This window comes from Microcystis sp. LSC13-02 (genome assembly GCA_002282935.1).
Classification (GTDB): domain Bacteria; phylum Cyanobacteriota; class Cyanobacteriia; order Cyanobacteriales; family Microcystaceae; genus Microcystis.
The window spans coordinates 1-15,277 of sequence record MTBT01000308.1 but is presented as its reverse complement, the minus strand read 5'-3'; the positions used below and the strand labels follow the sequence as shown (position 1 = coordinate 15,277).

Below are 15,277 nucleotides of genomic sequence, written 5' to 3'. Positions count from 1 at the left end.
CCAATCACTCCAAGGGTCGGCACTTTTTGAGGGAAAAAAAGTCTAAAAACCTTGTTGGATAAGGTTTTTAGATTTATTCAGCAAACCCTAACTACGTCCCCGAAATCCCACTTATGCGGTAGATAGTCAACAGCTGATTAAGGTGATTGATCCTCGTGGAGAAGTTTTAAGCGATCGCTCAAGGTTTTGGTTAAGCGGACAGTTTCCCGTTTTAGCGAATTTTGTTGATAATCAAGCACATTAATCCCTTGACCGATGTTTACAGTCGCTTTGCTTCCCCATCCGGGGTAAGGCTGATTATAACTAATGCTTACTGGTAAAATCTTTATATCTGCATCGGATTTCATCGTCTTAACTTCCAACGCAATCCGCGCTACCCCCGGTTTAAGAGGATGAACCACTCGATCGCGACAGATACCCCCTTCCGGAAAAATCGCCACCATTTCCCCCGCAGCCAACAGTTCGACGCTATGGACCAGACTACCCATACCGGGGTGATCGGTATTGACAGGAAAACCCCCCAAACGTCGGATAAACCAACCTTGTACCCCTTTCATCTCGTTAGCGGAAACCATAAAGCGCAAATCGCGTCTACTAACTAAGCGTCCCACCGCGTAGGGTAAAATCAGCGCATCCCAACGGGAACGATGGGTAGGTGCAAGGATGACACCCCCCGTTAGGGGAATATTTTCCTGTCCTGTGACGGTTATTTTGCTGAAAAAAGCTGGTAAAACTAGATAATTTCCCAGAAAATAACAAAAGCGAATTAAACAGGGATTAATTCGGGAATTGACAGCAGGACTTTTTCTAATGGTGAGGGACTCGTCAACGATAGTGCTTTGAGACATCCGAAGTGTTAGGAAAGATCGAGACTTTCTGACCACTTCTACTTTAGTCTAGTTGTCTGGGGGATGGCTATCTTGTCCTGACCAGTTCGGCAATTGTCTTGGGGGATTAATGGTTAGGATTGCGGTTCTACTCCCGATCCTACCGGTGCGATCGAGTTTAATTGCAAAGAGGGATGATCTTCTTTCACTTGCTGTAAATTCCACTCATTTTTGAATAATAAGACAGGACGACCCCAGTAATCTTTGACAGTTAGAGTATTAAAGAGTTTACCTGCTTTTTCTAAAGCGGCCCAACCCCCGGCTACCCAACGGGCTAAACTATAGGCTAGGGGTTCGAGGGTAGTTTCGGCTCCGTACTCGCTTAAAAGACGGAATTGCACCACTTCAAACTGTAATTGACCGACAGCGGCTAAAATCGGGTCGCGTTTAAATTCATCGATCGAGGATAATATCTGTACGGCCCCTTCTTCCTGTAATTCCGAGACTCCTTTTTGAAACTGTTTGAACTTGGAAGGGTTAGGATTTCTGAGATAGGCGAATAATTCCGGAGAAAAACAGGGAATCCCTTCGTATTCGAGCTTTTTACCCATATAAATCGTATCACCGATCGCAAAGACCCCGGGGTTATTCAATCCGATCACATCTCCGGGATAAGCTTCTTCTATAACTGCCCGATCTTGGGCAAAAAGTTTCTGAGGACGGGATAAACGGATAGTTTTACCGGTTCTAGCGTGGTTTACTACCATATCCTTCTCGAATTTCCCCGTACATACCCGCACAAAGGCCACCCGGTCGCGATGTTTGGGGTCCATGTTTGCTTGCAGTTTGAAGACAAAACCGGTGAAATCGGGATAGGTGGGATCAAGGACACCGAGGGAGGAATTGCGTCCTCTGGGGGGTAATCCATAGTCGAGGAAGGATTCTAGGAATAATTTCACCCCAAAATTGGTCATGGCGCTACCAAAAAAGATCGGGGTCATTTCTCCTGCGTGGACTGCTGGCAAATCCAATTGGGCCCCCAATTCCGAGAGCAGTTCTATATCCTCTTTTAACTGGTAATACAGGTCTTTTTCGAGATAATCCTCAATTTTGGGGTCGCCAAGCTCGATCACGGTTTCCTGCGCCTCCTGAGAGCCGTGGGAGCGACGTTCAAACAGGTGTATGGTCTGGGTAGCCCGATCGAAGACTCCCCGAAAGCGATCGCCAATTCCGATCGGCCAATTGACGGGATAGGTCTGTAATCCTAATTCTCGCTCGATTTCGTCCAATAAATCCAGAGGTTCGCGGCCGGGGCGGTCCATTTTGTTAACAAAGGTAAAGATGGGTAACTGCCGCAGTTTGCACACTTCAAAGAGTTTTCTGGTTTGGGGTTCCAAACCTTTGGCCGCGTCGATTAACATCACCGCATTATCGGCAGCGGCTAGGGTACGATAGGTATCTTCGCTAAAATCTTGGTGGCCGGGAGTATCGAGGAGATTAATCTGAAAATCACGATAATCGAACTGTAAAACCGTGGAAGTAATCGAAATTCCCCGTTGTTTTTCCATTTCCATCCAGTCGGAGGTGGCTTTGCGTTGGTCGCGTCTTGCTTTGACTGCACCCGCTTGATGGATTGCACCCCCGTATAGTAACAGTTTTTCGGTCAGGGTGGTCTTTCCCGCGTCAGGGTGGGAGATAATGGCAAAATTTCGCCGTTTTTCCAAGACAGCTTCGCTGGTTTCTAGTTCTTTTTCAATTTCGGTCGTCATTCTAATTTCGATCGCTTTCCTATCTTTCTATTCTAGTTTAGCTGGGGAGTTAATCCTCTCAAAAAATCGATCGCTCTGGGAAAAGTCATTAAAAAAAGTCTATGCTAGGATAATTTAAAATCCACAACTGATAGTGTTATGAGTGATAATACCAAACAAATTTATAACTACACTGTTATTCTAGAAAAAGAGTCAGACGGTGGTTATCACGCTTTTTGTCCTGCGCTTAAAGGTTGTCATTCTCAAGGAGACACTTTTGAAGAAACGATTGTCAATATTACAGAAGCTATGGAATTGTACCTCGAAAGTTTGATAGCTGATCATCAACCCATTCCCAAAGAAGATTTGATTTTTAAGCCTTTAAATATTTTAGTATGAGTCAGTATCCCGCAGTTAAAGTCAAGGAGTTTATTAAAGTTATTGAAAAATTGGGCTTTTATTTGGATCGTCAAAAAGGTAGCCATGCTATTTACAAAAGTACTGGTGGATGTAGGGTTGTGATCCCTATTCATTCAGGAAAAGATATTAAGCAAGGTACTCTCATGGGTATGATTCAAGATATTGGTCTTGATAAAGAAACATTTTTCGAGTTGTTACGAAAATAAGAGTTAAAAGATAGTCGAAGCGATAACAGCAATTGTACTTTCAGAGGAACGAAGCAATGTTATCAGAATATGAAAGATGCAATGCAATCCTTGTTATCAAAGTAATTTCAGTTCCGGTGCTGATTCGGATCATCTTTCAATTTGACAACGCCTAAAATGTAGATAAAATGTGAATTATAATCTGTAGAAATGTCTCATACACTTTCTTGATAATTGATCCGTGGCACAAAAAGAATCCTTAGATATCAAATATCGTTTTGGTAAAGCTATCAGAAGACGTAGAAGGGAACGTGACTTATCTCAAGAAATCTTAGCCGAAAAAGCGGAACTACACCGAACTTATATTTCCAGTATCGAACTTGGTAAGTGTAATGTATCTTTAGAAAATATCGAAAAGTTAGCCAAGGCACTTGATATATCTATTACTGATCTTTTTGCTGATTTATAAATTTGATGAATTGCAATTCAGTATGGATAATAGCCAGTTAGTGATAGAAATTCAAAAGCTAATTAAAAACTCAATAGAAAACTATTTTAAAAAACCCAAGCCTAGGAATCATCATATTTTAGATTATTTATTTCCAGAGGAGAGACAGATTAGTTCTGTGATGACTGGACTAACGACAAGCATGGGAACTACTTTCTGGGAGAAATTAGCAAACTTTTTAGCCAAAGATAATGGATTTCGTATTTTATATAAGCAGGATAAAAAACTTTTACAACCTAGTCCATTTCCTCAATAATTAAGAAGTAAACTCGATAATTTAAAAAGTCTCAGAAAATCGAAAGAACAAAAAATATCCATGACAGAGTGCATTGAAAGACTTAGAGTAGTAGCTAAGAAAATAAATAGGAATAACCTCAATTATATCGATCCTCCTTCTGGTCATGGAGTAGATATTTATTTAATCAAAGACAATATTGAGTATGTGTTTGATTTAAAAGCTACACATCCTAATAGGGGAGATGGTTCTAGATTTAGCGACCAGTTGTTAGATTGGTATTGTTATCGGCTGTCCCGTGAACCTTTAGCAAGTATTCACACAAGAATTGTTATTCCTTTTAATCCTTTCTTGCCTAAAACATGGTGGGAATCACAGGGAAATAAAATGTATCCTCTAGAGGAAAATCATGATATATGGGTTGAAAATGAATTTTGGGATTTTTGTTCTGGTAAAATCAATACTTGGTCATTAATTAAAGAAGCTTTTATCGATCTTCAAGAAGATAAAGCATTTATCAATAAGTATAAACAAAAGTTTCGTAATTATCTAGACAATTAATTTGGTAAAATTATTTCTAGTAAATTTCTTGCTACTGCCTCCACCACTGGTACAGGAACAGCGTTTCCGAATTGTTTTTTAGCGATAGCCGGCTGTAGATGATAGATAAAATTATCTGGGAATCCTTGTAATTTACGCGCATCTTGGGGAGTAATTTCTCGAAACTTTTTGGGTTTATAGATTTTCTTTAAAAACAATTGTTTGTATTCTTGGGGATGCGTAGCGGTAATTGAAATAGTAGCAATATAATCTTTAGCACCCGTAGCGGTTAGGGTAGGAATAATATCGGCCGTCGGTAAAATAATCCGATAAATGCCGTTAATTCCTGTCATGTTTTTTGAGTTAATAAATTCATACTTACCCTCCCTCGTTTGCCAACAAATCCCCAGAGAAACTAACTGATTTAGTTCCTCGATTTTTAGATCGGGTATAATTTCCAAAAAAGTAGAAAAAGCCACGGGATGACCATCTTTTTCGCCATACTTTTTACTGCGTCTTAATTTCAGCAAAGCTAAACAGATACTTTTTTGTCGTTCCGTAGTTTTGATAATATCCCAAGAATGAATAGTTGTGTGGCCATTTCTTAAATCAGAAAAAATAAAAAAGTCATTTAATTCATCTTCTTTTTGAAAACGAGTTCTCGATGGAGGAACAAAACCATTAAATAAAGTATCCGCAGATAACTTGACTTTCTCGACGGGTTGAATATTCTTGATGTCTTCTAAAATATCCAAAACCTTCGGATGGATACCCAAAGGTAAGGGAAATTTAAGCCGCTCATAGTTGTCTATATCTTTTCTAATTCCTACGATAAAAACTCTCTCGCGATTCTGGGGTAAACCAAAATCGTAGGCATTTAATAACTGCCAGTAAACTTGATAACCACCGCTGGTTAATTCATCGATAATTAATTCTAAATTCTCCTGATTGCGAGGACTAGCCAACCCACTGACATTCTCGAAAATAAAGCTTTTCGGTTGACTTTTCTGGACTAATTTAATCACATCAAACCAGAGTTTTCCCCGGGGGTCATCAAATCCTCGTAAACATCCCGCTACCGACCAAGGTTGACAGGGAACACCGCCGACAATAAGATCAAGATTATCGGGTAAATTGCTAATTTTACTCACATCTCCGAAAGCAATTTCATCGCTGTTGAGATAGCTAATAAAATTTTGTTGATAAACTTGGATTGCCTGTTGATCAATTTCTGAATAGCCTAAACAACGTCCTTCCAATTTCTCCAAAGCGATTCTAAACCCACCGATTCCCGCGAATAAATCGACAAAACGATACTGGGGATGGGTGATAACTAGATGTAGGGGTAATTGGGTTTGTGTGCTGACTTTAACTGTGGTTTTCAAGGGTAAATAATTCCTTTTCACCATCTGGGAATATGTGTGTCTGTATTAATTATTTTAGTATAACTTAAGAGTTTTTTTCTGGGTATTTTCAGCCGATAGAGGCACGACAATAATAGACCTCTTGTAACCCACATTCCGCACTTCAAATTGTAGTAAGCTGTACTGAATTTAAACTGCGTATTCAAAATTTTAGTACAAATGCTCAAACTTCCTCTCCCTGCTCCTTCTCCCTTGCAGTCTTAACGAGCAATTTAGATAGTCAACAGCTTATGGCTGGTAGCATATAAAATGAAAATAACATAAGTATTTATACTTATGTTCTTGGGGCAGAAAAAGTGAGAAACTAAAAAAGTTCTCAAAAAATAAGCTAAGACGTATTTAAACCGCTTATTCTTAGATTAGCCGAATCTCCCCCAATCCCTTTACTGTTGCCTCTTGCCTCGTCTGGCCCAAGCAATTTAAATTACGAACAGCTTATTCAAGTCAAGAAAAATGTCAAAGATAGAAGTAAAAAATCTAGACCACTTTCGTTTTAGATCGAAAACAATTGACAAAAATCGCCAAATGTCTTTCTCTATAAGGGTTTCATCCCTCGAACCAGTTTTTGCTTCAAAGCCAGCTGAACAAGATTTCTTTGACCGAATTTGGTTCTCTCGCATCCGTGTCTTAACCTGTCGGTGATTCACCAAGATGTGTCAGGCAGTCAGATAAAAAAGTTGTTTCTGGGCGGGGAATCCCTACAATAGGAAACAGGAAAATTAGTAGTAGATGAAAACCGATGGGTCAGTTTTTTAAACAAACTTTCGCTAGTTGCTTGGGAACTTTATTGGGATTATTGGTATTTTCGTCCCTAGGTGTGGGGGGATTAGCATTTTTACTGCTTTCTTTCCTTAATTCTAGCGATAGCTCCTCAGTTAAGGAAAAATCGGTCTTAGTTTTTAACTTAGCCACCAATATCAGCGATGCTCCCCCTAGTTCTAGTTTAGCCGATAGTTTGACCAGTGAGAGTCGGACCACTTTAAATTTACGACAGGTGATAGCGGCGATCGAAAAGGCTGCCCTTGATGATAATATTGTCGGTCTGTTACTCTACGGTCGCAGCACTGTCGGTGAATATGGCTATGCTACCCTGACGGAAGTGCGGCAAGCTTTGGCAAAATTTCGCCAATCGGGTAAAAAAATTATCGCCTACGATGTGGAATGGACGGAAAAGGAATATTATCTCGCTTCCGTTGCTGAAAAGGTGATTATTAATCCCGTGGGGAGAATGGAAATTAATGGTTTAAGTAGTCAACAAACCTTTTTTGCCGATGCACTAGAAAAATATGGTGTCGGGGTGCAAGTGGTAAAAGTGGGTTCTTTTAAAGGTGCGGTGGAACCCTATACGCGTCAGGATTTAAGTGTCCAGAATCGTCAGCAGCTGCAAACCCTACTCGATACAATTTGGTCTAATTATAGTGCCACAGTGGCCAAAAGTCGCAATTTAACCCCCCAACAAGTGCAAACTATTTCTGATACTCAAGGTATTCTGGAAGCAACCACAGCGAAAAAGGCGGGTTTTGTTGATGAAGTGGCCCATTTAGATCGAGTAATTGTTTTAGCAAAGGAGTTGACAAGGGAAGCAAAAAATAAAACTAATGAGGAGGAAAACTCTGGCTCTTTTTCGCAAATTTCTTTAGCTAATTATGCTAGTTCTCTCGCTGATGAGGGGGGAGATAGTAGCGATCAAATAGCGATAGTTTATGCAGAAGGGACAATTGTGGATGGTCAGGGAGATAGAGGCGAAATCGGTGGGGATAAATTGGCGAAGGAACTGCGAAAATTACAAGGGAAGGAGGAGGTGAAAGCGGTAGTTTTAAGGATTAATAGTCCGGGGGGAAGTGCCACCGCTTCTGAGGTGATTCTGCGAGAAATTAAGCGTTTAGATGCGAAAAAACCAGTAATTATTTCTATGGGTGATGTGGCTGCTTCTGGGGGTTATTGGATTGCGATGGGGGGTCAAAGAATTTTTGCAGATAATGATACGATTACTGGTTCGATCGGTGTGTTTGGATTATTGTTAAATATCCAGAAGATTGCTAATAATAATGGCATCGATTGGGATACGGTGAAAACTGGACAATTAGCCGATCTATCTACTATTACCAGACCGAAAAATCCCCAAGAATTAGAAATTTATCAAGCGGCAGTTAATCGGTTCTATGATTTATTTATCGAGACGGTAGCCAAGGGGCGAAAATTATCCCCAGATAAGGTAAGAAGTGTGGCCCAAGGTCGCGTCTGGACGGGAAAAGATGCGGTTAAAATTGGTTTAGTTGATCAAATCGGTGGACTAGAAGCGGCAGTACAATACGCAGCCAAAACAGCTAAATTAGGAGATGATTGGAGTCTTAAAGAATATCCTCGATCGCAAAGTTGGCAAGAAGAACTTTTTTCTAATTTATGGCAAACCTATCTTCCTCCTCTAACTAAAAATAATCACCCTTTGACGCAGGAATGGCAAAATTTTCAGCAGGAATTATTGAAGTTACCTACATTTAATGATCCCCATAGTGTTTATGCTAAGTTACTTTTTAATCTCGATTTTCGCTGATATTAGGTAAAAATAATGCTCGCTAATTCTGAAATTGTTTGACAAAAATTTCTATGAATCGCCCTAATAGCGTTATTCTCGGTTTAGCCTATATTTTGGGATTGTTATCTACAGGTCTGGTAGATTTTAGTCCGCAGTTAAACCGATGGCAAGAAGTGGTAATTAGAATTGTTATTCTTAGTCTAATTACCCTATTAACCACGATTTTTATCCGTCGTTTTTGGTGGCAAAGTCCCCCTAGAAAAATTTGGCTGATGGGGGGATTAATAGCTATATTTGCGGTTGTTTATCTAGAAATTCGTACTCCTTACCCCAGCGCAAACGATATCAGTCATCTTTTAAAAAATAATGTGGTTAACTCTATTAAAATCACGGGCAGTATTATATCAGAAATTCGTCTCAATCGCCGAGAAAATTTACAATTTTGGTTAGAAGTAAAAGAATTTAGCCTCAAGAATTTACCGACAGAAAAATCCGCAGGTAAACTCTACGTTACTCTACCAAATCTAGCAGAAAATCAGGTTTACCCCGGACAAGAAATAACAATTAAAGGATTACTTTATCGTCCCCGTCGTGCCAATAATCCCAGTGCTTTTGACTTTGCTAATTATCTAGCGCGTCAGGGTGCTTTTGCTGGTTTAAAAGGGGAAATAATTATCGATAAAAAATCACCTACTTGGGGAATTTGGCAGATTCGTCAGCGCATTGTTGAGGCACAAATTCAGGGAATAGGCCAGGAAAAAGGGACTTTATTAAGTTCGATTACCCTCGGACGACAAGCGGTTAATTTGCCAGCAAAAATCACTGATTTATTTATTAAAACTGGATTAGCTCACATTTTAGCAGCTTCTGGCTTTCATGTGGCTATTTTGTTGGGGTTTGTTTTAACTATTACTCGCAATTTATCCCCCAAACAACAGTTTATTATTGCCATTACTATCTTAATAATTTACGGCACTTTAACCGGGTTACAACCTTCAGTCTTGAGGGCGATTTTGATGGGAATTGGGGCATTAATCGGTCTGCTTTATAATCGACAAGTTAATAGTTTAGGTTCCCTGTTACTAGCGGCTACAATTCTATTATTATGGCAACCTCTCTGGATTTGGGATTTAGGATTTCAGTTAAGTTTTTTAGCGACTTTGGGATTAATTATTACCGTTCCTTTACTGAAAAATAAAATTGACTATTTCCCTAATTTAATCGCTGAACCTATAGCTATTAGTCTAGCTGCTACTCTCTGGACTATGCCTTTATTAATGTTTACGTTTAACTCGATCGCTCTTTATAGTATCCCCATTAATATTATCACAACTCCTCTAGTTACCCTGATTAGTTTAGGAGGAGTTTTTACTGCCTTTTTAGGCTTAATTTATCCCCCTTTGGGCAGTATCAGCGCTAGTATTCTCTATTACCCTCTAGAGTTATTACTGCAAATTACCACCTTTTTTAGTCTGCTTCCTTTTAGTACCTACTCCACAGGTAAATTATCTTTAGGAGTGATGTTAATTATTTATATTTGCCTTACCTTAATCTGCTTTAATATCTGGTTTCGTCAACGGTGGCATTTAATCGGTTTATTTATCCTCACTTTAATTTTAATACCGATTATTTATCAGCATTTAACTTTAACTCAGGTGACAGTTTTAGCCACCAAATCGCAACCGGTAATAATTATTCAAAATCGAGGAAATACTCTCTTAATTAATGGGGAGGAACCCGCAACAGCACGTTATACAGTTTTGCCCTTTTTGCGACAGGAGGGAATTAATCAAATACAAGGAGCAATAACCGTCAATAATTCGGCGCAATTCTCAACTATCAGTGAGAGCATACCGATCAAAAAAACTCTTAATTTATCCCAGTCAGAAAAATTTAATCTTGGCGAAATTACTGGACAATTGATCGAGAAAAATTTATTTAAATTTCAGGTAAAAAATCAATCTTGGCTATGGATTGTCAACCCGAAAATTCCCGTTAATTTATCCCAAGAATTTAGCCCCCTAGTGTTATTATGGCAGGGAAGCAATCTAGACAAACAATGGTTAGAGTCAATTCGACCCCAAACAGCGATCGCTGTCACCACCAATCTCTCCCGCAATGTCAGAAATCAACTGAGAAAAGCCGGTATTAAGACTTATTGGACTGGGAGAGATGGAGCGATTCAATGGACAGCCAAAAATGGATTTCAACCCTTTCTAATTAATGAGTGATGTGTACTACCAAAACTGAACAGGGAGCATGATGCACCACATAATTACTGACACTACCTAAGATTAACTCAGATAAACCCGATCGACCGTGACGACCAACAATAATTAAATCTATCCCCTCTTGCTGGGCAACTTGACAAATTTTCTGTCCCGGATCACCAATATAATAATCAGCCCGGGCTGTGATATTATCTTCCTTAGCTCGATCGACTAAACCGTTTAACCAAGCTTGTAATTCCGCCTGCATTTCTTCGGTGATTTGTTGTTCTAAGGCGATCATATCGGGGGGATAACCGCCACCATAACCGATCAGATTACCATAAATAAAAGTTTCCGTGTAGGGAGTCAAAGGTTTAGACAGACTATAGACAATCCGCAACTCACTAGCGTAGGTTTTCGCTAAGAGGATAGCCGTATTCAATACCTCTGGAGTGACATCTTGATAATCCACAGCCACGAGAATTTTATTATAGAGTTTGTTGGTATCCCGATCGACTGAGATTGTTTCCGTATTATTCATAGAATTGCCTCCTCGATAGCAGATAAGCTCAGGGATAAAAACCATTGCCAGCAATACACCCGGGAAATAGCAGAAAATTGCTGAAAGCTGATGACTGATAGTTGACGCTCCCCTACCTCTAGTGTGACATTTTTCGGATGATGTAGCTAAATCCCCAAAAAAATTAACAATTTACCCCACTGTCACCCCTGTCCTAACTTATAGCAGTTATCTTAATGGTGAGGTATGAGGTTTTCGTTTTGGGGAGACTCCGAGACGATACCCTATAGGGTTATACTTCATCTTTATGAGAAACGCCGTATTTATAGTTTTAACCGATAAATTGCTTGATCGGTGTTGATACGCTAGATTTTTTAGAAAAGTATTGATCTTGAGATACAATATGATTGAGATTTTTTGCGGCAGCGGAGCGACTCAAATGAATGAAGATAGCAAAAATTATGAGATGCAAATTCTGGCAATGATGATCAATCAGTATTTAGATGATATGGTATCTCTGAGTGAAGAAAAACTAAATCAGCTAGAAGCAAATTGCGATCAGATTGTTTGGGATTTAGCCACAAGAATTTACAAGGAAAGTGGTCATAAAGTAGAATTTCATATAATACGAAACTTAATTAATTCTAGAATTGAAGTTATGAGGTATCAGTTATTTTTCAGTAAATCCAGTCTATTAGAATCAAAGAGAATCGATGAAGAGAAAGCTATGAAAATAGCAGAAGAAAAAGCTAATGCTATTATTAATGATAAAAAAATTGATGATACCGAGAAAATAACGATATTACAAGAATTGGCTGGAGATGAACGAAAACTGGCAATTTTTATCAAAGTTCAAGAGATAATTAGTTATCAATTAGAGGTGGAAAAGTCTGAGATACATATTGATGATGAACTATTTTATTTACAATCTAGTAGTTATAGTTCTTATAGCTTTTATACGTCTAGTTCTTCCTTTGATAGTTGGTCTGACTTATTATCAAATTGGGGAGGAGATGAACTTGATAAGATTGAATTAATAATGGTTTTAGAAGAAGAATTCGATCTTGAACTTTCAGACGAAAAATGCCAAGAATTTACAACAGTGAAAAAGCTAGTTGATTATCTTGCTGAAAATTTAGGCAAGTAACAATCTTAATTTTTACCAAAATATCTCAAGTTATCAGCCAAATATAGCTATAATCCAATTAGAGCGAGTTCTAAACCAACAACTTATGATTAGTCGCTACATTGTCCCATGGCTCCCGATGATCGTAATAGGAATTAGTAACGGTATTCTCAGGGAAAGCACCTACGGAAAATATCTCGATGAACTGCGCGCTCATCAAATTTCTACCCTGACAGGAATCCTCTTTTTTAGCCTTTATATTGGCACTCTTGTCTATTTTTGGGGTCTAGAATCGTCCAGCCAAGCAATTACTATCGGTTTAATTTGGTTACTATTAACAGTAGGTTTTGAATTTCTGTTCGGCCATTTTATTGCCGGTCACTCTTGGTCAAGATTAGGACAAGATTATAATCTTTTAGCGGGACGAGTTTGGATTTTTGTTCTCTTGGTCATTACTTTTGCTCCCTTACTATTTTATCAACTTTTTTCTTAATTATGAAAGCTATTATCATTAATCGCTATGGCGATAGTAATGTTCTCCAATACACAGAAATAGAAAAGCCAATTCCCCAAGCGAAAGAAGTCTTAATTAAGATTATGGCAGCGGGAATTAATCCGATTGATTGGAAGATTCGTCGGGGAATGCTCAAAATAGCCACAGGTAATAAATTTCCCCTGCAATTAGGTTTTGATTATGGGGGAATTATCGTTGAAAAAGGCAGTCAGGTGGAACAATTCCAGATCGGAGATGAGGTTTTTGGTTTTCTCAATCAATTACCGGGTAGAACCTATGCTGAATATGCAATTATTCCTGCTTCCCTATTAGTTAAAAAACCGCATAATCAGAGTTTTATTCAAGCTGCCGCCACCCCTTTAGCCGCTTCTACCGCGTTGCAAGTCTTGCGGGATTTTGGCGGTATTCAAGCAGGAAATCGGATTTTAGTTAATGGTGCATCGGGAGGAGTGGGTAGCTTTGCCGTGCAGATAGGGAAAATTTTCTCCGCGCAAGTAGATGGAGTTTGTAGTAGTAAAAATATCGATTATGTCACCTCTTTAGGAGCAGATAAAGTTATCGATTATACCCAAGAAGATTGGAGAAAAACTGAGCAGAAATATGATCTAATCTTCGATGCTGTGGCTAAGTCTTCTTTTTGGCACTGTCGTCAGCTTTTAAAACCCCAAGGAACCTATATAACCACCCTACCAAATCCAGGGATTATCCTCTTAAATTATCTCACTGCTTGGTTGCCCCAAAAAGGGAAACTGATATTTTTTGCTCAGGCACAAGCGTCCGACTGGCAATTTCTCAAAGAAGCGATCGAATCAGGAAAATTAACTGTTAGAATCGATCGCACCTATACTTTTTCCCAGGTGGTAGAAGCTCATAATTATAGTGAATCGGAAAGAGTGCGAGGAAAAATAGTCTTGATCCCCGATTAAGGATAAATAGTTAGGGTCGGCTGAATAATGGTAAAACCCTTTTAAAATAAAGCTTTTGACCTGTTAAAGTCCGATGTTAGTGCAAGAAAATAGGAAAACAAGGGCAACAAAGCCTGAAACGACCGGCTACTGACTCCTGACTCCTGACTCCTACCACCACCGAAAAACTTTTTCAGCAGACCCTAGTTAGGGATTTTCCCGATTTTTTGGGGAACGAGTAAATAGTTTTAAGTAGGTAGAAACAGAGAATTCTTTAATTGGAAAGGTGATAAAAGTCAAGGGATTAATAGTAATAATAATATTGCGGCTATCCCTCTGTACCGCCTTGATAATCTGTTTAGCCACCCAATCAGCGGACATAATACCCACAGGATTTAAATTACTCTTAAAAGGACCAAGAATTAGCTTTCTCACCACACAGGGAGCATCTAAACGACGCAGGGTAATCATATCACCGATCGCTCGTTTACTGAGTTCGTAGAGGGGACTAAAGGCAGGATTAACCTCTGCTTCCGAAGTATTCACCCAGACTTCCTTGCGGGCAATTTCCTCGTTAGTGCGGACAGTTTTGAAGAATAATTCCATTAAACGCCAGACGGAAAAAGTATTCACTTCGTAGGCTAATTCGATCGCTTCTGGGGTTCTTTGGCCGTGGACATTAACGCCATGATTTAAAATCAGTATATCTACAGACTTAAATAGGTTCTCAAGTTGCGTTTCTTCACCGATTTGCCATTTCACGGTTTTTACAGGTAGGGATTCGCCGTTAATTTCAATAGCGATCGCATTCTCCCCGGAAGTGAGCGCGATCACCTTGGCTCCTTTCAGTTGTAGGTACTTTAAAAGCGATCGCCCTAAGGTTCCATTCGCTCCGGTAATGGCGATCGTTTTGCCCTTGAGAGAAAGTGCCGTCCCCATCAATTTATCCATAAAGGTGAAAGTTCCACAATAATAAGCCTTTTGGTTATCAAAATGGTGTCGCCAGTGGTAGGTACGATTCACGCGCCATGGAGCGGGTAAACTCTCAAATTGCCCCGGACGATGGGTTAAATCGGTTAATTCGTCCAGATTTGCCATACCTAAACCTCGACCGATCGCCGTACTGAGAAAAGCCATAGTATAAAGCGATCCTAACCAACCCAACCAAGGGCGATCGAACCCCCAAGAGTAGGCCAGTAGTACAGGTAAAACACTAGAAGCCAACATGACCAAGGCCTCCGGTACATCATTGTACCAGTGCGCCTTGCGATAAATTTCCTCGCTCATTACCGACAGATCGGGACGAAAAACCCGATGATGCCAGACGTGCAGACGATAAAGGGGCTGCCAATGGTGGGCCAGAGCATGATAGGAATCACGCACGATCTCCACCCAAATAATTGAGCCACAAATCAGTCCGACACAGAGGAGCAGGTTTGACATAGGGGATAAATGTTAAATTTTCTCAACAAATTTGACGCTCCCATCGCACTCATGCGAGGGATTCCCTGTTCATCCAGTTACCTTATCTACCAAGCTTTCACCTAATAGACAGTGGATAGTCTGTCCGAGGGCTTGA

General features: G+C 39.7%; 14 protein-coding genes and 1 pseudogene. 10 read left to right on the top strand and 5 right to left on the bottom strand.

From position 1 onward, the window contains the following. Positions 1-137: 137 nt before the first annotated feature. Positions 138-848 carry a lysophospholipid acyltransferase family protein gene (locus BGL89_RS19230; protein WP_286827133.1) on the bottom strand — a complete coding sequence of 237 codons (711 nt, stop codon included), beginning with the start codon at positions 846-848 and terminating at the stop codon, positions 138-140. A 113-nt stretch (positions 849-961) separates the two neighbouring features. Beyond that, a complete protein-coding gene (gene prfC, locus BGL89_RS19225) occupies positions 962-2,596 on the bottom strand; it encodes a peptide chain release factor 3 (RefSeq protein ID WP_286827132.1) in 1,635 nt (544 codons plus the stop codon). A gap of 138 nt (positions 2,597-2,734) precedes the next feature. Between prfC and BGL89_RS19220 the strand changes: the two genes are divergently transcribed. From BGL89_RS19220 to BGL89_RS21550, 5 genes and pseudogenes are all read left to right on the top strand, one after another. Then, positions 2,735-2,974 (top strand): type II toxin-antitoxin system HicB family antitoxin, encoded by a 240-nt coding sequence (locus tag BGL89_RS19220; RefSeq protein WP_286827131.1) that lies wholly within the window; start codon positions 2,735-2,737, stop codon positions 2,972-2,974. After that, the gene (locus tag BGL89_RS19215) at positions 2,971-3,201 is read left to right on the top strand and encodes a type II toxin-antitoxin system HicA family toxin (RefSeq protein WP_286827130.1); all 231 of its coding nucleotides are present in this window, start codon (positions 2,971-2,973) and stop codon (positions 3,199-3,201) included. The genes BGL89_RS19220 and BGL89_RS19215 overlap by 4 nt, the downstream gene beginning before the upstream one ends. 220 nt (positions 3,202-3,421) lie before the next feature. Beyond that, positions 3,422-3,649: a helix-turn-helix domain-containing protein gene (locus BGL89_RS19210; protein WP_286827129.1), complete on the top strand. Its 228-nt coding sequence runs from the start codon at positions 3,422-3,424 to the stop codon at positions 3,647-3,649. Next, positions 3,636-3,944 (top strand): TdeIII family type II restriction endonuclease, encoded by a 309-nt coding sequence (locus BGL89_RS21555; protein WP_286827128.1) that lies wholly within the window; start codon positions 3,636-3,638, stop codon positions 3,942-3,944. The genes BGL89_RS19210 and BGL89_RS21555 overlap by 14 nt, the downstream gene beginning before the upstream one ends. Positions 3,945-3,986: 42 nt before the next feature. Then, a pseudogene (locus BGL89_RS21550) lies at positions 3,987-4,484 on the top strand (TdeIII family type II restriction endonuclease); the annotation flags it as partial. Here the strand turns inward: BGL89_RS21550 and BGL89_RS19195 are convergent. After that, the gene (locus BGL89_RS19195) at positions 4,481-5,872 is read right to left on the bottom strand and encodes a DNA cytosine methyltransferase (protein ID WP_286827126.1); all 1,392 of its coding nucleotides are present in this window, start codon (positions 5,870-5,872) and stop codon (positions 4,481-4,483) included. The pseudogene BGL89_RS21550 and the gene BGL89_RS19195 sit on opposite strands and share 4 nt — an antisense overlap. Positions 5,873-6,626: 754 nt before the next feature. Here BGL89_RS19195 and sppA point away from each other — a divergent pair. Together sppA and BGL89_RS19185 are read left to right on the top strand one after the other, a co-directional pair. Then, the gene (gene sppA / locus BGL89_RS19190) at positions 6,627-8,441 is read left to right on the top strand and encodes a signal peptide peptidase SppA (RefSeq protein ID WP_286827125.1); all 1,815 of its coding nucleotides are present in this window, start codon (positions 6,627-6,629) and stop codon (positions 8,439-8,441) included. Between the two features lie 53 nt (positions 8,442-8,494). Further along, on the top strand, positions 8,495-10,654 hold the full coding sequence (locus BGL89_RS19185) for a ComEC/Rec2 family competence protein (RefSeq protein WP_286827124.1): 2,160 nt from the start codon (positions 8,495-8,497) through the stop codon (positions 10,652-10,654). Here BGL89_RS19185 and BGL89_RS19180 read toward each other — a convergent pair. Further along, complete coding sequence (locus BGL89_RS19180; protein WP_286827123.1) at positions 10,644-11,174, bottom strand: universal stress protein; 531 nt, start codon at positions 11,172-11,174, stop codon at positions 10,644-10,646. The two genes, BGL89_RS19185 and BGL89_RS19180, sit on opposite strands and share 11 nt — an antisense overlap. Positions 11,175-11,556: 382 nt before the next feature. On the opposite strand from BGL89_RS19180, the gene BGL89_RS19175 reads away from it, so the two are divergent. The 3 genes from BGL89_RS19175 to BGL89_RS19165 all read left to right on the top strand — a co-directional run bounded on the left by BGL89_RS19175 (position 11,557) and on the right by BGL89_RS19165 (position 13,719). After that, positions 11,557-12,300 carry a phosphopantetheine-binding protein gene (locus tag BGL89_RS19175; protein ID WP_286827122.1) on the top strand — a complete coding sequence of 248 codons (744 nt, stop codon included), beginning with the start codon at positions 11,557-11,559 and terminating at the stop codon, positions 12,298-12,300. Positions 12,301-12,385: 85 nt separating this feature from the next. Further along, a complete protein-coding gene (locus BGL89_RS19170) occupies positions 12,386-12,772 on the top strand; it encodes a hypothetical protein (protein ID WP_286827121.1) in 387 nt (128 codons plus the stop codon). Positions 12,773-12,774: 2 nt separating this feature from the next. Beyond that, entirely contained in the window at positions 12,775-13,719 is a 945-nt protein-coding gene (locus tag BGL89_RS19165; protein ID WP_286827120.1) for an NAD(P)-dependent alcohol dehydrogenase, read from the top strand. A 186-nt stretch (positions 13,720-13,905) separates the two neighbouring features. On the opposite strand, the gene BGL89_RS19160 is transcribed toward BGL89_RS19165, so the two are convergent. Further along, complete coding sequence (locus tag BGL89_RS19160) at positions 13,906-15,141, bottom strand: bifunctional sterol desaturase/short chain dehydrogenase (protein ID WP_286827119.1); 1,236 nt, start codon at positions 15,139-15,141, stop codon at positions 13,906-13,908. Positions 15,142-15,277 lie beyond the last annotated feature (136 nt).

Coding starts and splice junctions, on each gene's coding strand:
- BGL89_RS19230 (WP_286827133.1), bottom strand. CDS start 848: ATGTCTCAAAGCACTATCGTTGACGAGTCCCTCACCATTAGAAAAAGT.
- prfC (WP_286827132.1), bottom strand. CDS start 2,596: ATGACGACCGAAATTGAAAAAGAACTAGAAACCAGCGAAGCTGTCTTG.
- BGL89_RS19220 (WP_286827131.1), top strand. CDS start 2,735: ATGAGTGATAATACCAAACAAATTTATAACTACACTGTTATTCTAGAA.
- BGL89_RS19215 (WP_286827130.1), top strand. CDS start 2,971: ATGAGTCAGTATCCCGCAGTTAAAGTCAAGGAGTTTATTAAAGTTATT.
- BGL89_RS19195 (WP_286827126.1), bottom strand. CDS start 5,872: ATGGTGAAAAGGAATTATTTACCCTTGAAAACCACAGTTAAAGTCAGC.
- sppA (WP_286827125.1), top strand. CDS start 6,627: ATGGGTCAGTTTTTTAAACAAACTTTCGCTAGTTGCTTGGGAACTTTA.
- BGL89_RS19185 (WP_286827124.1), top strand. CDS start 8,495: ATGAATCGCCCTAATAGCGTTATTCTCGGTTTAGCCTATATTTTGGGA.
- BGL89_RS19180 (WP_286827123.1), bottom strand. CDS start 11,174: ATGAATAATACGGAAACAATCTCAGTCGATCGGGATACCAACAAACTC.
- BGL89_RS19175 (WP_286827122.1), top strand. CDS start 11,557: ATGATTGAGATTTTTTGCGGCAGCGGAGCGACTCAAATGAATGAAGAT.
- BGL89_RS19170 (WP_286827121.1), top strand. CDS start 12,386: ATGATTAGTCGCTACATTGTCCCATGGCTCCCGATGATCGTAATAGGA.
- BGL89_RS19165 (WP_286827120.1), top strand. CDS start 12,775: ATGAAAGCTATTATCATTAATCGCTATGGCGATAGTAATGTTCTCCAA.
- BGL89_RS19160 (WP_286827119.1), bottom strand. CDS start 15,141: ATGTCAAACCTGCTCCTCTGTGTCGGACTGATTTGTGGCTCAATTATT.